The sequence below is a fragment of the Catellatospora sp. IY07-71 genome, from assembly GCF_018326265.1.
Lineage (GTDB): Bacteria > Actinomycetota > Actinomycetes > Mycobacteriales > Micromonosporaceae > Catellatospora.
Genome location: NZ_AP023360.1, coordinates 2,284,427 through 2,303,378, shown reverse-complemented (window position 1 = coordinate 2,303,378; position 18,952 = coordinate 2,284,427). Strand labels below are relative to the sequence as shown.

Here is an 18,952-nt window from a genome sequence, read left to right as displayed (position 1 = left end):
CTTTCTGAGGAGGCGACATGTACTTCACCGATCGCGGCATCGAGGAGCTGGTCGAGCGGCGGGGCGGCGAGGAGGTCACCCTGGAGTGGCTGGCCGAGCGCCTGCGCGACTTCATCGACCTGAACCCCGAGTTCGAGATCCCCGTCGAGCGCTTCGCGACCTGGCTGGCACGCCTCGACGAGGACGACGACTAGCGGCGTCCCAAGGCCGGGGTACGGACACGTCGAGCCTTCGGCACGCCGTACGGTATGACTGTGGCTCTTGGCGTATATGTGACCGGCGTCGAGGCGGGCGGCGGCAAGTCCGCCGTGGCGCTCGGGCTCGCGGAACTGCTCAGCCGCCGGGTGCGCAGGCTGGGCGTGTTCCGCCCGCTGTCGCGCGACGGCGACGACGATCCGGTGCTGGCGCTGCTGGGCAGCCGCTACGGCACGCTGGGCGCGGCCGGGCCGAGCTACCAGCACGCCTCGGAGCTGCTGGGCGCGCACCGGATCGACGACCTGGTCGGCGAGATGCTGGAGCACTACCACACGCTGGAGCGCGGCTGCGACGCCGTGATCATCGTGGGCACCGACTTCGGGCGCACCCTCGGCGAGGGCCACGACGAGCCCGCGCTGCCGGAGGAGCTGCAGCTGAACCTGCGCCTGGCCGGTGAGCTGGGCGCCTCCGTGCTGCCCGTGGTCAACGGGCACCGCCGCGACGCCGGGGACATCGCCGACGCGGTGCGCGCCGCGTACTACGCCTGCGACGACCTGCCCGTGCTGGCCGTGATCGCCAACCGGGTGGCGCCCGGGGCGGACACCCGGCTGCCCGCCCTGCCGGTCCCCGTGTACGCCATCCCGCAGCTGCCCGCGATCGCCGCCCCGACGGTCGCCGAGGTGGCCCACGCGCTGCACGCCACCCCGGTGCACGGCGCGACGCCGGGCGCGCTGGCCCGCGACGTGGTCAGCGCGGTGGTGGGCGCGGCCTCGGTGCCCACCTTCCTGGAGCACCTGCGCGACAACTGCCTGGTGGTGACGCCGGGCGACCGGGCGGACCTGATCGTGTCCACGTTCGCCGCGCACCTGGGCGGCCAGGCGGCGGTGTCCGGGCTGCTGCTGACCCTGGGCGTGGAGCCCGATCCGCGGGTGGTCGCGCTGGTGAGCCGCTTCCGGGTGGAGCTGCCGATCTTCACGGTGCCCGCGGACAGCTACGACACGGTGGCCGCGCTGACCGGCCTGGAGGGCCGCCTGCGCGGCGACAACCAGCGCAAGGTGGACGCGGCCCTGGGCCTGTTCGAGTCGCACGTGGACTCGGTGGAGCTGGCCGGCCGGCTGGACCTGACCCGGCCGGACCGGGTCACCCCGCTGATGTTCGAGTACGAGCTGATCGAGCGGGCCCGCGCCGACCGCCGCCACGTGGTGCTGCCGGAGGGCGCCGAGGAGCGCATCCTGCGCGCCGCCGAGGCGCTCAGCCGCCGTGGCGTGTGCGACCTGACCCTGCTCGGCCCGGTGGACGAGATCGAGCAGCGGGCCCGCGAGCTGGGCCTGGACCTGGGCGACGCGCGGCTGGTCAACCCGGCCGACTCGCGCTGGCGGTCGGAGTTCGCCGGGGAGTACGCCCGTATGCGCGCGCACAAGGGCATGACCCGCGACATCGCGTACGACCTGATGACCAACGTCAACTACTTCGGCACCATGATGGTGCACACCGGGCGCGCGGACGCGATGGTGTCCGGCGCGGTGCACCCGACCGCCGACACGATCCGGCCCGCCTTCGAGATCATCAAGACCCGGCCGGGCGTCTCCGTCGCGTCCAGCGTGTTCTTCATGTGCCTGGCCGACCACGTGCTGGTGTACGGCGACTGCGCGATCAACCCGGACCCGACCCCGGAGCAGCTGGCCGACATCGCGGTCTCCTCGGCCGAGACGGCGGCCCGGTTCGGCGTCGAGCCCCGGGTGGCGATGCTGTCCTACGCCACCGGCGGTTCGGGGCAGGGCGCCGAGGTGGACAAGGTCGCGCTGGCCACCAAGCTGGTCCGGGAGCGGCGGCCGGACCTGCCCGTCGAGGGCCCGATCCAGTACGACGCCGCCGTCGACCCGAGCGTGGCCGCGACCAAGCTGCCCGGCAGCGACGTGGCGGGCCGGGCCACCGTGCTGATCTTCCCGGACCTGAACACGGGCAACAACACCTACAAGGCGGTGCAGCGCTCGGCGGGCGCGGTCGCGGTGGGCCCGGTGATGCAGGGCCTGCGCAAGCCGGTCAACGACCTGTCCCGGGGCGCGACGGTGCGCGACATCATCTCCACCGTCGCCATCACCGCCATCCAGTCGCAGGTGACCTCATGAAGATCCTGGTGCTCAACGTCGGCTCCGCCTCGGTCAAGTGGGGCCTCTACGTCGACGGCAGGTCCGTGGACGGCGGGCTGGTGGACCGGGTCACCGACCCGGCGCAGGCCGTACGCGAGGTGCTGTTCTCCGCCGACGTGTCCGAGCTGGACGCGGTGGGCCACCGGGTGGTGCACGGCGGGCTGCGTTTCTCCACTCCGACGCTGATCGACGACGAGGTCCTGGAGGCGGTGACCCGGCTCATCCCGCTGGCCCCGCTGCACAACCCGGTGAACCTGGCCGGGATCCGGATCGCCCGGGAGATGCTGCCCGGGGTGCCGCAGGCGGCCGTGTTCGACACCGCGTTCCACCGCACCATCCCGCCCGCGCAGGCGATGTACGCCATCGACGTCGAGGTGGCGCAGGAGAACGGCATCGCCCGCTACGGCTTCCACGGCACGTCGCACGCGTACGTCTCGCACCGCACCGCGAAGCTGCTCGGCCGCGATCCCGACGAGCTCAACGTGATCACCCTGCACCTCGGCAACGGGGCCAGTGCGTGCGCCGTGCGAGGCGGGCGCAGCGCGTCCACCAGCATGGGCCTCAGCCCGCTGGAAGGGCTGGTGATGGGCAGCCGCAGCGGCAACATCGACCCCGCGGTCGTGTTCCACCTGCACCGGGTGGCCGGCATGTCGTTCGACGCCATCGACGACCTGCTCAACAAGCGCAGCGGCCTGCGCGGCCTGTGCGGGGACGGCGACATGCGGGAGGTGCTGCGCCGCCGCGCGGACGGCGACGCGGCCGCCACGCTCGCCTTCGACGTGTACTGCGAGCGGGTCAAGGGCTACGTCGGCGCCTACTACGCGCTGCTGGGCCGGGTGGATGCGATCACCTTCACGGCCGGGGTGGGCGAGAACGCCGCGCCGGTCCGCGAGGCCTCGCTGTCCGGGCTGGGCGCGCTCGGCATCACGGTGGACCCGGCGCGCAACGACGCCGCCTCCCGCGAGGAGCGTCTCATCTCGCCGGACGGCGCGCCGGTGGCGGTGTGCGTCATACCCACCGACGAGGAGCTGGAGATCGCCACCCAGACCGCGGAGCTGCTCGCTCGCTGACCTCGCTGACCTCGCTGCTCTCGGTGATCGATCACGACGACCCGAACGCCAGACCAGTCCGGTTTGAAACAGTTTCGGATGGGTTCGGCGCCAACCGCACGTGGGGCACAATGGCTCCGTCGTGATCATCAGTACGAAGACGAGGCGCCGCATGTTCGCACATCAGCTCGGCGACGGAGCCGAGCTCCGCCCCATCGAACCCTGGCAGGCCGAGGAGTTCCTGACCCACATGGACCGGGCCCGCGCCGACGTGGACGAGTGGATCCCGTTCGCCACCCGGTCCACCGACCTGGACTCGGCCCGCGCGACGCTGCAGCGCTACGCCGACATGCAGGCCGCCGACACCGGGCGCATCCTCGGCATCTGGCTGGACGGCACGCTCGTCGGCGGCTGCATGGTGTTCCGCTTCGACGCCGAGGCCGGCAACTGCGAGGTGGGCGTCTGGCTCGAGCCGGCCGGGCAGGGCCGGGGCCTGATCACCCGCGCGGTGCGCCACGTGCTCGACTGGGTGTTCCAGGTGCGCGGCATGAGCCGGGCCGAGTGGCACACCAGCCCGAAGAACGAGCGCAGCCTGGCCGTGGCGGCCCGGCTCGGCTTCACCCGCGAGGGCGTGCTGCGCGAGGCGTACCCGTACCGCGGCGTACGCCACGACACGGTGGTCCTGTCGCTGCTGGCCCGAGAGTGGCCGCAGGCCTGACCGCCCCTTCCGGCCGAAGTTCTCGCCATGCCGGTCCGGCACGGCGAGAGCTTCGCTCAGGCAGGCGGGTCAGCGGCCGTGGTCGAGGACGATCTTGCCGAAGCCGGCGCCGGTGGCCAGGCGCTCGAACGCGGCGCGGGCGTCGGCGAAGTCGAGGACGGTGTCCACCACCGGCGCGATCTTGCGGGCCGCCATCAGCTCCAGCAGCGCGGCCAGCTCGTCCCGGGTGCCCATGGTCGAGCCGACGATCTCCTGCTGCAGGAAGAAGACCCGGCGCAGGTCCACGGTGGCCAGATGGCCGGAGGTCGAGCCGGACACCACGATGCGCCCGCCCGGCTTGGTGCTCTTCACCGAGTGGTCGAAGGTGGCCTCGCCGACGGTCTCGATCACCACGTCGACCCGCTCCGGCAGCCGCTCCCCCGGCGCCAGCGCGGTGGCGCCGAGCCCGGTGGCGTTCTCCCGCTTGGCCTCGTCCCGGCTGGTCGCGTAGACCCGCGCGCCGAGCGCTCCGGCCAGCACGATCGCCGCGGTGGCCACCCCGCCGCCCGCGCCCTGCACCAGCACGCTGCCGCCCTCGGGCAGCCGCCCCCGGGTGGTGAGCATGCGGTACGCCGTCAGCCAGGCGGTCGGCAGGCAGGCGGCGTCGGTGAAGGTCATGCCCGCGGGCTTGGGCACCAGGTTGCGGCGCGGCACGGTGACCAGGTCGGCCAGCGTCCCCTGGTGCCGCTCCGACAGCAGCGAGCGCTTCGGGTCGAGCGTCTCGTCACCGCCCCCGGCGGCCGGGTCGCCGACCACGGCGTGCACGACCACCTCGTTGCCGTCCTCGTCGACGCCCGCGGCGTCGCAGCCCAGGATCATCGGGAGCTGGTCGGCGGACAGGCCCACCCCGCGCAGCGACCACAGGTCGTGGTGGTTGAGGGCGCTGGCCATCACGCGGACCGTGGCCCAGCCCTCGGGCGCCTGCGGTTCGGGCCGCTCGCCCACGGCGAGACCGGCCAGCGGGTTGTCCGGATTGATGGAGTCGGCATAGACGGCACGCATGGCCCGACGCTAACAGCAGTGGGGCCGCCGTTCCGGAGCACCCTGAAGGTCCGTTCAGCAGTGCAGGTCAACGCGGTACGGGGAGGGGTGCCCGGAAGAGCCGGGCCCCGGCGCGAGCGGCGCGGCGGGGCCCGACGGCCCCGCGGGACCGGTTAGGCGCGTACCACGCCCTCGTGGCGGGCGGCGTCGGCGACGGCGGCGGCCACCGCGGGCGCGACGCGCGGGTCGAGCGCGCTGGGCACGATCGCCTCGGCGCTGAGCTCGGCGGCGACCACGTCGGCGATGGCGGTCGCGGCGGCCAGCTTCATGCCCTCGGTGATGCGGGTGGCGCCGGCGTCGAGCGCGCCGCGGAAGATGCCCGGGAAGGCGAGCACGTTGTTGATCTGGTTCGGGAAGTCGCTGCGGCCGGTGGCCACCACGGCGGCGTACCGGGCGGCGACGTCCGGGTGCACCTCGGGCGTGGGATTGGCCAGCGCGAAGATCATGCCGCCGGGCGCCATCCGGGCCACCGCCTCCTCGGCGATCTGCCCGCCGGAGACGCCGATGAGCACGTCCGCGCCGTCCAGCGCCGCGGCGATGCCGCCGGAGAGGCCGCGCGCGTTGGTCTGCTCCGCCAGCTCCGCCTTGGCCGAGCCGGGCGCCAGGTCGGGCCGGCCCGCGTGGATCGCGCCGCGCGAGTCGCACACGATCACGGCGGCCGGGTCCACCCCGCCCGCGATCAGCATCTTCGTGACGGCGACCCCGGCCGCGCCCGCGCCCGAGACCACCACCCGCAGGTCGCACAGCTTGCGGTCGAGCAGCGTCGCCGCGTTGCGCAGCGCCGCGAACACGACCACCGCGGTCCCGTGCTGGTCGTCGTGGAACACGGGGATGTCGAGCGCTTCGACCAGCCGCCGCTCGATCTCGAAGCAGCGCGGCGCGGCGATGTCCTCCAGGTTGATGCCGCCGAAGCCGGGCGCGAGCGCCTTGACGACGGCCACGATCTCGTCGGTGTCCTGCGTGTCCAGGCAGACCGGCACCGCGTCGACGCCGCCGAACTGCTTGAACAGGACCGCCTTGCCCTCCATCACGGGCATCGCCGCGCGCGGGCCGATGTTGCCCAGGCCGAGCACGGCCGAGCCGTCGGTCACCACGGCCACCGTGCGCCCGACCCAGGTGTAGTCGTACACCAGGGCGGGGTCGGCGGCGATCGCCTCGCACACCAGCGCGACGCCGGGTGTGTAGGCCAGGGAGAGATCTTCTCGGGTGGTCAGCGGCACCGTGCTCGTGACGGCCATCTTGCCGCCCCGGTGCCTCTCGAAAGCTGGATGATCCACTGTGGACTCCCACTATGACAACGCACACGAGCCGAGTCGGTTCAACGACGGGTCAGCGTTGACACGGCGCGGCGAGGTCACGGGGTTCTCCCGAAGCCCGGAGTGTAGACCCGGCACCACAGATGATCAATGACCAGGGTCACGGGTTGTGGCATTTCACACCTGGTGAGGGCCGTGTCGGATTCACTCACGGGCCCTTTCCCGGGCCCTCAGGAGCGCCGGGCGGGGCCAGTAACGGCAGACCACCCGGCCCAGCGCGTCGGCCACGCCGTACGCCCGCGAGTCGTCGGTGACCAGGCCGTTGTCGCCGAGCAGCCAGACGCCGCCGTCCTGGAGCCGGGCCACCCGCTTGACGACCAGCAGCTCGGGCCGCGCCCGGAAGCGCGCGACGACCACGTCGCCCGGCCGGACGGGGCGCCCGCCGCGGCGTACCAGCAGCATGTCGCCGTGGCGCAGGGTCGGCGCCATGGACGGGCCGTGCACGAGGACGGGAAACAGCGGCCAGCGCAACAAAGCCTCCGCGGCGGAGTAGGGTCGGCAAGGGGATCATTGTCCCGTTCAGACCTCAGTCAGCTCATGGAGGACTCCGATGCAGTTCTTGAAAGGACGCGGCCTGAAGCCGCGCACGGTGGTCAGCGCTCACTGCGACCTGCCGTGTGGCGTATACGACCCGGCGCAGGCCCGGATCGAGGCTGAGTCGATCAAGGCGATCTGCGAGAAGTACCAGGCCAACACCGACCCGGAGTTCCGGACCCGGGCGCTGGTCATCAAGGAGCAGCGGGCCGAGCTGGTCAAGCACCACCTGTGGGTGCTGTGGACCGACTACTTCAAGGCCCCGCACTTCGAGAAGTACCCGAACCTGCACCAGCTGTTCAACGAGGCCACCAAGCTGGCCGGCGCGGGTGGTGCCAAGGGCCAGGCCGACCCGGCCGTCGCCGAGCAGCTGCTGGTGAAGATCGACGAGATCGCGAAGATCTTCTGGGAGACCAAGCAGGCCTGATGTCCGTGCTCGCCGGGTGGCCGTTCCGGTCACCCGGCTGCACCGGACGACGAGTGCGCGCGGACGGCCGGTCATGAGCTAGGCTCCGCCCGGGGGGTTGGGCCAGGTGAGTCAGATTCTGCAACCGACGGCGATGTCGCTGACCGACAACGTTGTTGCCGTCACCGTGCCCGCCGACGGCGGCTGGCTGGGCGTGCTGCGTACGGCGACGGCCGGGCTGGCCGCGCGCCTGCGTTTCGCCGGTGACAAGATCGAGGACCTGCGCATCGCCGTGGACGAGGCGTGCGCGATGCTCCTCGGGATCGCACCCCCCGGCGCGCAGCTGCACTGCCGCTTCGAGATCGGCGCCACCGAGCTGACCGTGGCCATCTCCGCGCCGGTCAACGGCAAGAAGAAGCTCCCGAACGACTCCGCCTTCGCGTGGAAGGTGCTCAGCGGACTCACCTCGCGGGTCGACGCCGAGCAGGCCGAGGGCGTGGCCACCATCCGCCTGGTCACCGAGCTGCCGCAGCAGCCCGCCGCGGCCTGACCGCCGCGCCACCGGGCCGCCGGTCGCGCCCGGTCAGGCGCGCTCGCGCCAGCCCAGCCAGCGGGTCGTCGCCGGGGCCAGCACCAGGCCGATGACGGCCAGCGCGCTGCCCATGACGGTCCAGCCCGCAGCGGGCAGCCCGCCATTGATCATGAAGAACGCGGGTGCCGTGATCATCAGCTCCAGCGCCAGCCCCGGACCCCGCACGCCGGGCCGGCGGCGCAGCAGCCCCCACGCCACCGCGCCCAGCCAGGCGGCGATGGCCAGCGCGAACACGGTCACCCCGGCGGCCAGCCGGAGGTCCGTGGCGCGCGCGGTGAAGTCGGCGTACACCAGCACCGCGGCCAGCACGGTCACGGCCACAGCCTGCAGCAGGACCAGCGCGACCGCGCCGTACAGCGTCGCGGGCGGCCGGGTGGCGGCGGTCTCGGCGGACATCGGGGACCCCTCTCACGGCTCTGCCTGGCCGCCCACCGCGCCGCGCGGGCGGTCCGGCGAGGGTCTCAGGTTCGCCAGGAACCCTAACCGAAGCACGGTGAACGCCGTCTCCCAGCGTGCGGCCCGCGTAACAGGAGGTCACCGCGCCGGGTACATTCCCGTCATGCGAGGTCTGCTCGTCGTCAACCCCAAGGCGACCACCACGTCCGCCCGCACCCGCGACGTGCTGGCCGGTGCGCTGCGCAGCGAGATGGAGCTGGCCATCGGCTTCACCCGGCGTCGCGGGCACGGTTTCGACCTGGCCCGGGACGCCGCTGCGGGCGGGGTCGACGTGGTCGTGGCGCTCGGCGGCGACGGCACCGTGAACGAGGTCGTCAACGGCCTGATGGCGGCCGGGCGCGGCGCGCAGGGCCCGGCGCTGGCCGTGGTGCCGGGCGGCTCCACCAACGTGTTCGTGCGCGCGCTGGGCCTGCCCCGCTACGCGGTGGACGCCACCTCGGTGATCCTGCGTGCGCTGCGCCGGGGCAGCACCCGTACGGTCAGCCTGGGCCTGGCCGACGACCGCTACTTCACCTTCTGCGCGGGCCTGGGCCTGGACGCCGCGGTGGTGCGCCGGGTCGAGCAGGCGCGGCGCAAGGGCCGCCGCTCCACCCCGGGCCTCTACCTGCGCTCCACCCTCGGGCAGTACTTCGTCGAGGGCCGCCGCGAACCCGGGATCACCGTGGAGGAGCCGGGCGCCGAGATCGAGGGCGGCCTGGCCAACGTGATCGTGCAGAACACCGCCCCGTGGACGTACCTCGGCGAGCGGGAGGTGCACGCGAGCCCCCGCGCGTCCTTCGACGCGGGGCTCGACGTGCTGGCGCTGCGGGCCCTCCACCTGCCCTCCACCCTCCACACGGTCACCCAGATGCTGACTCATCAGCCAGACGATCCGGACGAACGGGGAGAGATGTCCGGAAAAAAGATCATGGTGCGCCACGATCTGGCGGAGTTCGTCGTCCGTTGCGCCACCCCCCAGGCGTTCCAACTAGACGGCGACTATCTAGGTGAGCGCGAAAAGGTGAAATTCACCTCGGTGCCCGGGGCACTGCGCGTAATCTGCTAAGAGTCGCTGTCGAAAGGCCGCGAAATGGCGATCTGTGTCAATGGGCACACGTGACACAAGCTGGAAATCCTGGCGACGCATTACGGCTCGTACTACATTGATCACTGACTGTCGCATGTCGGGGTCCGGGGTCACGCCCGGTGATCCGGACAAAACGGTCGTGAGCTTGCTCACCCGTCCGTCCTAATTTCGGGCACCCCCCTTGACATCGCGGGAGTTCGTGAAAGCATTCACAAGCGTACCGAGCGCTGAACCTGTTGCGCCGACACGCGCTGCTGATTTCGGTAGCGGTCCGTAACAACTGGATCGCATCCAAATCGCTTCACGCGCGTTCGCATACAGAGAAGCCCGAACGTACCAAACGCATCGTTAGCAATCTCCACTGCCATCACAAGGAGTGTTTCCGCCATGGACTGGCGCCACCATTCAGTCTGCCGCGACGAAGACCCGGAGCTGTTCTTCCCGATCGGGACGTCCGGCCCCGCACTGCTTCAGGTCGAGCAGGCGAAGAAGGTGTGCGGGCGGTGCCCCGTCTCCAACGAGTGCCTCAAGTGGGCGCTGGAGACCGGTCAGGACGCGGGAGTCTGGGGTGGGATGAGCGAAGAGGAGCGGCGCGCCGTCAAGCGCCGTGGCGGCCTCCGGGTCCGCGCGCACTCCCTCTGAGCACCCAGCGACACCTGCACCACAACGCCTCGCCACAAAACGTAGAAAGCCCCGAGCGCTGAAGCTCCGGGGCTTTTACGTTGTCCGGGTCTGTGGGGCGGTGGGCATGATCGCGGCTTCGTGTCAGAAAGTGCGGCTGGACCCGAGGTTTCGACACGAGAACGCGATCTTCGCGTGGGACAGCGCCAGCCAGGGTCACGCCGGCCGGGGCATGGTCGCGGCTTCGTGTCGCATTGTGCGGCTAGACCAGAGGTTTGGACACGAGACCGCGATCTTTGCCGGAGGGTGGCCGCCGAGGGCGGAGCGGGCGGGCACGCCCAGGACAGACAAGATCACGAATGTCGGCCCGTGACCAGGGAAATACGGTGCGTGAAACGACCCGGAAACCGGCTCAGGCGGTCACGAGAGCGCGTTGCGGAGCGACCGCATCCACGCGGTGCAGAACGAGCCGAACGAGCTCTCTCGACGCTCCCAGGGGCGCTGCCGCGCCGATCGCGCCGGCGTCTCGCGCATCGGCGACGATCGCCTCATACAGCCGCCCGGGCGCGAGGAAGTACGACGCGGCCGCCACCCGGCGCGCCCCGGTCTCGCGCAGCGCCGCGACCGCCTGCCCGCCGGTGGGCGCGGCCGCGCTGGCATACGCGGCCCGGCACGGCACGCCGAGCCGCCGTCCCAGCTCCGCCGCGACCTCGTCGACCATCGCCCGCCCGGACGCGACGCTGGTCCCCGCCGCGGCCAGCACGACCGCGTCATAACCGGCGCCAGCGCCCGCGGTGACCGCACCCGCCCGCCCGGGCACCGCCTCGTGCAGGCGGCGCACCAGCCCGGCGAGCAGGGGCTCGGACACCGCGCCGAGGGTGTCCGTGATCACGCAGTCGTACCCGGCGACCTGGGCGGGCAGGTCCACCCGCCCGTGGTACGCCCGGGTCAGCAGCAGCGGCACCACCACCGGCGCGGGTGCGCCCGCGGCCCGCAGCGCGGCCAGCACGTCCGCCGGGCGCGGCTCGGCCAGCTCCAGGAACGCCACCCGGACGTCCAGCCCCGGCCGCGCGCAGGCGACCGCACGGGCCAGCGCCCGCGTCTCGGCCTGTGCGCGCGGGTCGCGCGAGCCGTGCGCGACCAGCACCACGGGCGCGGGTGCGCCCGTGGGGCCGGCCGTCAGCGCGTCACGCGGCATGCAGACCGCACTCGGTCTTGTCGAACATCGCCCAGCGGCCCGAACGCGGGTCCTCGCCCGGCTGGGTGCGCCGGGTGCACGGCCAGCAGCCGACCGAGCCGTAGCCCTGGTTCAGCAGCTGGTTGACCGGGATGTCGTGGCGGGCGATGTACGCGTCCACATCGTCCTGGGTCCAGGTCGCCAGCGGGTTGACCTTGACCTTGCCGCGGTTCTGCTCGAAGTGCACGACGGGGGTGTTGGCGCGGGTCGGCGCCTCGTCGCGGCGCAGGCCGGCGGCCCACGCCTCGTATCCGGCGAGCGCCTCCTCCAGCGGCTTCACCTTGCGCAGGTAGCAGCAGGAGTCGGGGTCGCGGGCGTAGAGCCGGGGGCCGTAGCGCTCGTCCTGCTCGGCGACGGTCAGCTCGGGGCGCACGGTCCGCACGGTCACCGGGATGGTCCGGGTGACCCGGTCGCGCACCCGCAGCGTCTCCGGGAAGTGCAGGCCGGTGTCGAGGAAGACCACCTCGATGCCGGGCACGACCCGGGCCGCCACGTGCGCCAGCACGGCGTCGGCCATGGAGCTGGTGACGCAGAAGCGCGACCCGAACGTGGCCGCCGCCCAGCCGACGATCTCTTCGGCGGGCGCGCCCTCCAGCTCGGCCCCGGCCCGGCTCGCCAGATCCATCAGTTCCGCGGTGGAACGCCGCACGTCCACGGTCATTGCGTCACCCTCCCCAGCAGTCCGATCATCTTCAGCGCGAAAACCCGTCGGCACGCTCGGCACTCCCACTGCCCGTGGGTGCCGGCGGCCGGCTCCCCTGCCTCGTTCTCCGGACCCGCGTGCGGGCGCAGGTACGCCTCCTCGCCACAGAACGGGCAGTAGTACGGCACCGCCCGTTGACTGCCGTCCGAACTCATCGCAGCTCCTCCTCGTCGACCCGCAGCACCCACTCGGCGAAGGGCTCCATGGCGTCCTTGCGGCCTTCGAGGTAGCGGCGGGTCAGGCGCTCGGCGTACTCAGGCAGCTCCTCGACCGTGGTCTTGAGACCGCGCAGCTTGCGCCCGAAGTTCGGGTTCTGCCCCTGGGCCATGCTCAGCCCGCCGCCCAGGTGCACCTGGAAGCCCTCGACCAGCTCGCCGTTCGGGCCGGGCACCAGCTGGCCCTTGAGGCCGATGTCGGCGACCTGGGTGCGGGCGCAGGCGTTGGGGCAGCCGTTCACGTTGATCGAGATGGAGCCGTCGATCCGGCCGATGGTGCGCTCCAGGTGCGCCACGGTCCGTTCCGCGGTGGCCTTGGTCTCGACGATGGCCAGCTTGCAGTACTCGATGCCGGTGCAGGCCATCGTGTCGCGCCGCCAGGTCGACGGCCGGGCCTGCAGCCCGACCGCGTCCAGCGCGGCGATCAGCGACTCGACCTTCTCCTCGGCCACGTCGAGCACCAGCAGCTTCTGGTACGGCGTCAGCCGCACCCGGCCCGACCCGTGCGCCTCGGCGATGTCGGCGACCTGCGCCAGCACCGTGCCGCTGACCCGGCCCGCGACGGCCGCCGCGCCGACGTAGAACTTCCCGTCCCGCTGGCGGTGCACGCCGATGTGGTCGATCGGGTGCTCGGGCAGCTTCGGCGCGGGGCCGTCGACCAGCTTGCGGCCGACGAACTCGTCCTCCAGGATCTGCCGGAACTTCGCCACGCCCCAGTCGGCGACCAGGAACTTGATGCGCGCCCGGTTGCGCAGGCGGCGGTAGCCGTAGTCGCGGAACAGCCGGCACACGCCCAGCCACACCTCGGCCACCTCGGCCAGCGGCACCCAGACGCCCAGGCGCTGGGCCAGCATCGGGTTGGTGGACAGGCCGCCGCCGACCCACAGGTCGAAGCCGGGCCCGTGCTCCGGGTGCTCGACCCCGAGGAACGCGATGTCGTTGGCCTCGTACGGCACGTCCGGCAGCCACGAGATCACGGACTTGAACTTGCGGGGCAGGTTGGACAGCGACGGATCGCCGATGTACTTCTCGACGATCTCGGTGACCGCCGGGGTGCCGTCCAGCACCTCGTCCTCGCTGACCCCGGCGACCGGGCTGCCGAGCACCACGCGCGGGGTGTCGCCGCAGGCCTCGGTGGTGGACAGGCCCACCGCCTCGACCTCGCGCCAGATCGCGGGCACGTCCTCGATGCGGACCCAGTGCAGCTGGATGTTCTGCCGGTCGGTGATGTCGGCGGTGTCCCGGCCGTACTTCGCCGAGACGTCCGCGATCGCGCGCAGCTGGGCCAGGTCGAGCTGGCCGCCGTCGACGCGGATGCGGAGCATGAAGTACTCGTCGTCGAGCTCGTGCGGCTCGAGCACCGCGGTGCGGCCGCCGTCGATCCCGGGCTTGCGCTGCGTGTAGAGGCCCCACCAGCGCAGCCGGCCGCGCAGGTCGGCCGGGTCGATGGAGGCGAAGCCGCGATGGGCGTAGATGTTCTCGACCCGGGCGCGGACGTTGAGCCCGTTGTCGTCCTTCTTGGTGCGCTCGTTCGGGTTCAGCGGCTCGCGGTGCCCGAGCGCCCACTGACCCTCGCCGCGGGGCTTGCGCGCGGCCCGGCCGGGGGTGCCTGCCGATGATGACGGTGCTGCCGATGCTGCCATCGCAGCGTCCTCCTGTAGTCAGTGGAGCGAGGACGCGCCTATGCGCCAGCACCGCGGTCGAACGCGGATTCAAGCAGATGAATGCTCCGGCGCGTATGCGCGCCCGGGTTTCGAAAAAACGGACGGGCGCAGTCAGCCAGCCGGACAGATGGCGCTGCGCACGCGGCCGAAATCGATGTGGCGGCGGGCGGTCAGCCCGAGCCCCATCAGGCGGCGGTTCACAGCGGCGGTCATGCAGTCACTTTCTCACGGCGGGCAGACCCGTGCCAATCACCGATCGCGTCACGTCCCACATTCTGACGCGGACGTGACGCAGATCGCTCTTTGTTAAAACAGGGACTAACGCTCGCGTTTGGCGAGCGGCACGAACAGCAGCGCCTCGGTGCCGCCCTCGGCCCGGTTGCGCAGCTCGATGGTGCCCCGCAGCTCGCCCGTGGTCAGCGTACGGATGATCTGCAGGCCCAGCCGCTTGTTCGTGGTCGGGTCGAAGTCCTCCGGCAGCCCGCGCCCGTTGTCGGCGACGGTCACGTGCAGCTCCCGCTTGGCCCGCTCCACGTGCACCACCACCTCGGCGCCGTCCACGACCTCGCCCCCCATCGAGTCGAACCCGTGCTCGACCGCGTTGAGCAGCAGCTCGTTGAGCACCATGACCAGCGGGGTGGCGATCTCGGCGGGCAGCACGCCGAAGCTGCCCTCGCGCCGGGTGCGCACCGGCGACTCGGGCGCGGCCACCTCGGCGGCCGCGTTGGCCACCCGGTCCACGATGCCGTCGAACTCGACCGCCTCGTCGGCGGACATGGCCAGGGTCTCGTGCACCAGCGCGATCGAGGCGACCCGGCGCACCGACTCCTCCAGCGCCGCCCGCGCCTCCGGCAGGGTGACCCGGCGCGCCTGCAGGCGCAGCAGCGCCGCGACCGTCTGCAGGTTGTTCTTCACCCGGTGGTGGATCTCCCGGATGGTCGCGTCCTTGGTGATCAGGGCGCGGTCCCGGCGCTTGACCTCGGTGATGTCGCGGACCAGCACCAGCGCGCCGATCGGCACGCCCGCCGGCATCAGCGGCAGCGCCCGGCTGAGCACGGTCGCCGTACGCGCCTCGATCTCCTTGCGGGCCGGGGCGTCGCCGCGCAGCGCGGACAGGATGCGGTTGCTGGCCTCCGAACCCTCCAGCGGGTCCTCGGCGAGCCGGTTGAACATCGCGGCCAGGTCCTCGCCGACCAGATGCGCGGAGAAGCCCAGGCGGCGGATCGCGGACTGCGCGTTGGGCGAGGCGTAGGTGACCTTGCCGCTGCCGTCCAGCCGGATCAGGCCGTCCCCGACGCGCGGCGCGGACGTGGTCTCCCCCGGGTGGCGCACCGCCGGGAAGGTGCCGTCGGCGATCATCTGCGCCAGGTCGTCGGCCGTGGTCAGGTAGTTCAGCTCCAGCTGGCTGGGCGTGCGCGCGGTGGACAGGTTGGTGTCCCGGCCCACCACGGCGATCACCGCGCCCGCCTCGCCGTCGTCGGCGCGGCGCCGCACCGGGATCGCCTCGTGCCGCGCCGGGGTGTCGCCGTACCAGACCGGGTCGCCCTCCCGCCAGATGCGGCCCTGCTCGCGCGCCACCCCCAGGTGGGCCACCTCGGGCCCGCTGGAGGTGCGCCCCACCTGGTCGTCCTGGTACGCCGTGGGCGCGGTGGTCGGCCGCACCTGCGCCACGCAGAGGAACGACGGCGTGCCACCGCCCGGCTCGCTCTCCACCGGCACCCACAGCAGCAGGTCGGCGAAGGAGAGGTCGGAGATCAGCTGCCAGTCGCCGGCGAGCCGGTGCAGGTGATCGATGTCGGCCGGGCCGAGCGACGTGTGCTCCTCGACCAGTTCACGCAGCGTTGACACGCGATCAGCGTCTCACGCCCGGGTGCCCGCGCGGCCACCGCCCGCACACCCACCCGAAGATCACCCGACTTGCCGGGCAGGTGTGCGTATCTTGGCGCGCGATACGCCCGGTTGCCTGGCAAGTCGGATGATCTCGGCGGGGTCAGAGGGTCGCGGTGACCTTCTTGAGGCCGCGGGGGGCGTCGGGGTCTTCGCCGCGGGCCAGCGCCAGGGAGAGGGCGAGCTGCTGGAGGGGGAGGATCTCCAGGAGGGGGGCGTAGCGCTCGTCGACGGCGGGGACGTCGAGGCGGGCCGAGGCGCCGGGGACGGACTCGGGGCCGACCACCACGACGTCCGCGCGGCGCTCGTCGAGGCGGGTGAGCACCTCGCGCATGGCCTGGCCGCCCAGTCCGGCGCCGACCATGGCCAGCACCGGCACGTCCGGGTCGGTCATCGCCAGCGGACCGTGCAGCAGGTCCGCACCGGAGAACGCGAGCGCCGGCAGGTACGACGTCTCCATCAGCTTCAGCGCCGCCTCGCGGGCGGTCGGGTAGGCGTAGCCGCGGCCGGTGGTCACCATCCGGGCCGCGAACCGGTAGCGCGCGGCCAGCTCGGCGGCGGTCGGGTCGGCCAGGGTCTGCCGGGCCAGCTCCGGCAGCCGCTCCAGCGCGGCGCGCTCCTCGGCGGGCAGCGCACCGTCGCCGGCGCGTACCCCCTCGATGAGCATCAGCAGCGCGAACAGCTCGGCGGTGTACGTCTTGGTGGCGGCGACCGCCCGCTCGTGCCCGGCCGCGACGTCGACCGACAGCTCGGCGGTCTGCGCGAGCACGGACTCGGGGTTGTTGGTCACCGCGAGGGTGAGCGCGCCGGAGCCGCGGGCGACCCGCAGCACCTCGGCCAGGTCGGGCGAGCCGCCGCTCTGCGAGACGCCGATCACCAGCGCGTGCGACAGGTCGGGGCGGGCACCGAAGACGGTGATCGCGCTCGGCGAGGCGAGCCCGGCGGGCAGGCCCAGCCGGATCTCGGTGAGGTAGGCCGCGTACAGCGCCGCGTGGTCGGACGTGCCGCGCGCGGTGAACACCACGTGCTTGGGCTTCCGCTCGGCGATCACCTTGGCGACCTGTGCGATGGCGTCGGCGCGCGCGGGCGCCAGCAGCCCGGCGTACACCTCCGGCTGCTCGGCGATGTCCGCTGCCATCCCGCTGCCGCGCTGGCCCATCTCTTCTCCCTACCACTTCGCCCGGTGATGCTGCGCGATATCGCGCGTTCGGTGCGCAGTCTTGCACGATGTTGACTGCGAAGGCAACACTGCGCGCAGAAACGAGCAGGGGCACACAACGCCCGCGCGCGGCTCTACCCTGTGCCACCGAGGGAGGGTCACGTGTCCGACGGCGTCAACGATCCGCAGCAGGAGGCCTTGGGCGAGCTCGCCCTCGCCACCCTCGCCCTCGACGAGCACGACGCCGAGCACGCGGTACGCCACCTCGCCGCCGCGCTCGGCCACGACCCGCGCCTGCCCGAGGCGCACGAACTGCTCGCGAAGATCGCCGCCCGCGCCGACGACGGCGGGCTCAGGCTGTTCCACCCCGGCGAGCGCGCCACCGCCGGCCGCGTGGTCGCCTTCGCGCACGTGCTCGCCCGGCACGGCCGCCACGCCGACGCGCTCACCCTGCTCGCCCAGGCCACCGTGCACGACCCCGCCCGGCCCTGGGCCGACGTCAGCTGGGTGCAGGCCCTCGACCCGGCCGCCCTCCCGCCGGAGCACCTGCTCCGGGTGCTGCTGTCGGTGCTGGGCGCGCTCCCCGACCCCGCCCCCGCGCACATCGCGCGGGCCACCCGGCCATACCTCGACCTGGCCCGCCGCGCCCTGGTGGCCCACCCCCGCGAGGCCCTGCTGCACGGCGCCGCCTCCGGGGTGGCGCGGCGGCTGCGCGAGCTGCCACTCGCGCTGGCCTGGGCCGAGCGGGGGGTACGCCTGCAGTCCGGCAAGCTCACCGAGATGTGGTGGGGCAACGCCCTGCGCGCCGACGGGCGGCTGGACGAAGCGGTGCGGGCCATGCGGGCCGCCCAGCGGCACGACCCCGACGACCTGTCCGTCGCCTCCGACCTCGCGCTGTGGCTCACCGAGCTCGGCCACACCGCCGAAGCCCTCGCCCTCATCGAGGAGGCCACCGCCAAGGACCCGTCGTACGACTGCGCCGTGCACACCGCGCACCGGCTGCGCTTCCTCGCCGACGGCGACCCCGGCCACCTGGTCGCCCTCGCCGACTTCATGCGCGCCACCACCGACGCCAGCCACGAGCACCACGACCTGCAGCAGTGCTGCGAACGGCTGCCCTGGCTCGGCTTCGTGCCCGAGGAGGGCGACCCGGTCCCGCCCGCCGGACCCCGGCCCGACCCGCCGCAGCCCGCCGCCGCCCGCGCGATCGCCGCCATGCTGCCGCTCGGCTGGGCACCCCCGCCGATGACCTACGACGCCGCGGTGCGGCTGGCCGGCATACCCGCCGAGGACCTGCTCGCGGCGCTGTCCCACCCACCCGTCCCGGCGGGCGCCGATCCTGAACGGGTGCCCGCCGCGCGGCGCCTCCTGCGGCTGTGGTGCTGCCTCGGTCTGCTGCACCACCGTGCCGGGGAGCCCTGGTTCGGCTCCACCCGGCGGCGGCTGCTGCTGGACGTCGCCCTCGGCGCCGGGGACGGTGCCGTCGAGGCGCTGTACGCGCTGGTCGCCGCGGCGTGGGTGGACCCCGCCTGCCGCGCCGACGTCGCCGCCCTGCTGGAGGCCCGGCTGCGCGCGGTTCCCGAAGGACGCCGCATCCACCCGTTCACCGCCGACGTCGCGGTGGCTCAGCTCGCCTACATCACCCCCGGCATGCCCCCCGCCGCCCGCACCCTGGCCGGCCGCATCACCGGCGACGCCCTCCTCGGCTCCGGCTCCGCCGCCAACCCGGCCACCGCCCTCCCCCGGCCCCGCCGCCCCTGGCTCTCCCGCCTCCTCCGCCGCCCCTGACCTCCTCGCTCCGCCCGATCCGGGGCCAGCGCCGTGGCCGAAGGGCCCATGATCGCGATTTCGTGTCACAACCTGGGGTCCAGCCACACTTTGTGACACGAGACGGCGATCTCCCG

The 18,952-nt window shown here is 72.9% G+C and carries 18 protein-coding genes; 9 read left to right on the top strand and 9 right to left on the bottom strand.

Going from position 1 to position 18,952, the window contains the following annotated elements; all coding sequences use genetic code 11:
• The first annotated feature begins 17 nt into the window (after positions 1–17).
• From CS0771_RS10460 to CS0771_RS10445, 4 genes are all read left to right on the top strand, one after another.
• Complete coding sequence (locus CS0771_RS10460; RefSeq protein WP_212840799.1) at positions 18–194, top strand: DUF6104 family protein; 177 nt, start codon at positions 18–20, stop codon at positions 192–194.
• A 54-nt stretch (positions 195–248) separates the two neighbouring features.
• Positions 249–2,324 (top strand): phosphate acetyltransferase, encoded by a 2,076-nt coding sequence (gene pta / locus CS0771_RS10455; protein WP_212840798.1) that lies wholly within the window; start codon positions 249–251, stop codon positions 2,322–2,324.
• A complete protein-coding gene (locus tag CS0771_RS10450; protein ID WP_212840797.1) occupies positions 2,321–3,415 on the top strand; it encodes an acetate kinase in 1,095 nt (364 codons plus the stop codon). The genes pta and CS0771_RS10450 overlap by 4 nt, the downstream gene beginning before the upstream one ends.
• A gap of 151 nt (positions 3,416–3,566) precedes the next feature.
• Entirely contained in the window at positions 3,567–4,112 is a 546-nt protein-coding gene (locus CS0771_RS10445; protein ID WP_212840796.1) for a GNAT family N-acetyltransferase, read from the top strand.
• A gap of 69 nt (positions 4,113–4,181) precedes the next feature.
• Here the strand turns inward: CS0771_RS10445 and CS0771_RS10440 are convergent, their stop codons facing one another.
• The 3 genes from CS0771_RS10440 to CS0771_RS10430 all read right to left on the bottom strand — a co-directional run bounded on the left by CS0771_RS10440 (position 4,182) and on the right by CS0771_RS10430 (position 6,979).
• Positions 4,182–5,153, bottom strand: a complete 972-nt coding sequence (locus tag CS0771_RS10440; RefSeq protein WP_203742835.1) for a zinc-binding dehydrogenase — start codon at positions 5,151–5,153, stop codon at positions 4,182–4,184.
• A 152-nt stretch (positions 5,154–5,305) separates the two neighbouring features.
• Complete coding sequence (locus CS0771_RS10435; protein ID WP_212840795.1) at positions 5,306–6,430, bottom strand: NADP-dependent malic enzyme; 1,125 nt, start codon at positions 6,428–6,430, stop codon at positions 5,306–5,308.
• Positions 6,431–6,652: 222 nt separating this feature from the next.
• Positions 6,653–6,979, bottom strand: a complete 327-nt coding sequence (locus CS0771_RS10430; RefSeq protein ID WP_305834653.1) for a S26 family signal peptidase — start codon at positions 6,977–6,979, stop codon at positions 6,653–6,655.
• Between the two features lie 79 nt (positions 6,980–7,058).
• On the opposite strand from CS0771_RS10430, the gene sodN reads away from it, so the two are divergent.
• Positions 7,059–7,469, top strand: coding sequence for a superoxide dismutase, Ni (gene sodN, locus CS0771_RS10425; protein ID WP_212840794.1), 411 nt, complete (start codon positions 7,059–7,061; stop codon positions 7,467–7,469).
• A 115-nt stretch (positions 7,470–7,584) separates the two neighbouring features.
• Positions 7,585–7,998, top strand: coding sequence for an anti-sigma regulatory factor (locus CS0771_RS10420; RefSeq protein WP_371821567.1), 414 nt, complete (start codon positions 7,585–7,587; stop codon positions 7,996–7,998).
• Positions 7,999–8,031: 33 nt separating this feature from the next.
• Here the strand turns inward: CS0771_RS10420 and CS0771_RS10415 are convergent, their stop codons facing one another.
• Positions 8,032–8,436 (bottom strand): hypothetical protein, encoded by a 405-nt coding sequence (locus tag CS0771_RS10415; protein ID WP_212840793.1) that lies wholly within the window; start codon positions 8,434–8,436, stop codon positions 8,032–8,034.
• A 163-nt stretch (positions 8,437–8,599) separates the two neighbouring features.
• On the opposite strand from CS0771_RS10415, the gene CS0771_RS10410 reads away from it, so the two are divergent.
• A complete protein-coding gene (locus CS0771_RS10410; RefSeq protein WP_212840792.1) occupies positions 8,600–9,541 on the top strand; it encodes a diacylglycerol kinase family protein in 942 nt (313 codons plus the stop codon).
• Positions 9,542–9,949: 408 nt separating this feature from the next.
• Positions 9,950–10,204 (top strand): WhiB family transcriptional regulator, encoded by a 255-nt coding sequence (locus CS0771_RS10405; RefSeq protein ID WP_203742849.1) that lies wholly within the window; start codon positions 9,950–9,952, stop codon positions 10,202–10,204.
• A 391-nt stretch (positions 10,205–10,595) separates the two neighbouring features.
• On the opposite strand, the gene CS0771_RS10400 is transcribed toward CS0771_RS10405, so the two are convergent.
• The 5 genes from CS0771_RS10400 to CS0771_RS10380 form a co-directional block, all read right to left on the bottom strand.
• Positions 10,596–11,381, bottom strand: coding sequence for a sirohydrochlorin chelatase (locus CS0771_RS10400; RefSeq protein ID WP_212840791.1), 786 nt, complete (start codon positions 11,379–11,381; stop codon positions 10,596–10,598).
• On the bottom strand, positions 11,371–12,081 hold the full coding sequence (locus CS0771_RS10395) for a phosphoadenylyl-sulfate reductase (protein ID WP_212840790.1): 711 nt from the start codon (positions 12,079–12,081) through the stop codon (positions 11,371–11,373). The genes CS0771_RS10400 and CS0771_RS10395 overlap by 11 nt, the downstream gene beginning before the upstream one ends.
• Positions 12,082–12,274: 193 nt before the next feature.
• A complete protein-coding gene (locus CS0771_RS10390; RefSeq protein ID WP_212840789.1) occupies positions 12,275–13,981 on the bottom strand; it encodes a nitrite/sulfite reductase in 1,707 nt (568 codons plus the stop codon).
• A 339-nt stretch (positions 13,982–14,320) separates the two neighbouring features.
• The gene (locus CS0771_RS10385) at positions 14,321–15,850 is read right to left on the bottom strand and encodes a sensor histidine kinase (RefSeq protein WP_212840788.1); all 1,530 of its coding nucleotides are present in this window, start codon (positions 15,848–15,850) and stop codon (positions 14,321–14,323) included.
• A 142-nt stretch (positions 15,851–15,992) separates the two neighbouring features.
• The gene (locus CS0771_RS10380; RefSeq protein ID WP_212845753.1) at positions 15,993–17,027 is read right to left on the bottom strand and encodes an SIS domain-containing protein; all 1,035 of its coding nucleotides are present in this window, start codon (positions 17,025–17,027) and stop codon (positions 15,993–15,995) included.
• A 183-nt stretch (positions 17,028–17,210) separates the two neighbouring features.
• Here CS0771_RS10380 and CS0771_RS10375 point away from each other — a divergent pair, with 183 nt between their 5' ends.
• Positions 17,211–18,836 carry a tetratricopeptide repeat protein gene (locus CS0771_RS10375; RefSeq protein WP_212840787.1) on the top strand — a complete coding sequence of 542 codons (1,626 nt, stop codon included), beginning with the start codon at positions 17,211–17,213 and terminating at the stop codon, positions 18,834–18,836.
• Positions 18,837–18,952 lie beyond the last annotated feature (116 nt).

Bases quoted from the DNA above. Each gene is read 5' to 3' on its own strand.
- CS0771_RS10460 (WP_212840799.1), top strand. From the start codon at position 18: ATGTACTTCACCGATCGCGGCATCGAGGAGCTGGTCGAGCGGCGGGGC.
- pta (WP_212840798.1), top strand. From the start codon at position 249: ATGACTGTGGCTCTTGGCGTATATGTGACCGGCGTCGAGGCGGGCGGC.
- CS0771_RS10450 (WP_212840797.1), top strand. From the start codon at position 2,321: ATGAAGATCCTGGTGCTCAACGTCGGCTCCGCCTCGGTCAAGTGGGGC.
- CS0771_RS10445 (WP_212840796.1), top strand. From the start codon at position 3,567: ATGTTCGCACATCAGCTCGGCGACGGAGCCGAGCTCCGCCCCATCGAA.
- CS0771_RS10440 (WP_203742835.1), bottom strand. From the start codon at position 5,153: ATGCGTGCCGTCTATGCCGACTCCATCAATCCGGACAACCCGCTGGCC.
- CS0771_RS10435 (WP_212840795.1), bottom strand. From the start codon at position 6,430: ATGGCCGTCACGAGCACGGTGCCGCTGACCACCCGAGAAGATCTCTCC.
- sodN (WP_212840794.1), top strand. From the start codon at position 7,059: ATGCAGTTCTTGAAAGGACGCGGCCTGAAGCCGCGCACGGTGGTCAGC.
- CS0771_RS10415 (WP_212840793.1), bottom strand. From the start codon at position 8,436: ATGTCCGCCGAGACCGCCGCCACCCGGCCGCCCGCGACGCTGTACGGC.
- CS0771_RS10410 (WP_212840792.1), top strand. From the start codon at position 8,600: ATGCGAGGTCTGCTCGTCGTCAACCCCAAGGCGACCACCACGTCCGCC.
- CS0771_RS10405 (WP_203742849.1), top strand. From the start codon at position 9,950: ATGGACTGGCGCCACCATTCAGTCTGCCGCGACGAAGACCCGGAGCTG.
- CS0771_RS10400 (WP_212840791.1), bottom strand. From the start codon at position 11,381: ATGCCGCGTGACGCGCTGACGGCCGGCCCCACGGGCGCACCCGCGCCC.
- CS0771_RS10395 (WP_212840790.1), bottom strand. From the start codon at position 12,081: ATGACCGTGGACGTGCGGCGTTCCACCGCGGAACTGATGGATCTGGCG.
- CS0771_RS10390 (WP_212840789.1), bottom strand. From the start codon at position 13,981: ATGGCAGCATCGGCAGCACCGTCATCATCGGCAGGCACCCCCGGCCGG.
- CS0771_RS10380 (WP_212845753.1), bottom strand. From the start codon at position 17,027: ATGGCAGCGGACATCGCCGAGCAGCCGGAGGTGTACGCCGGGCTGCTG.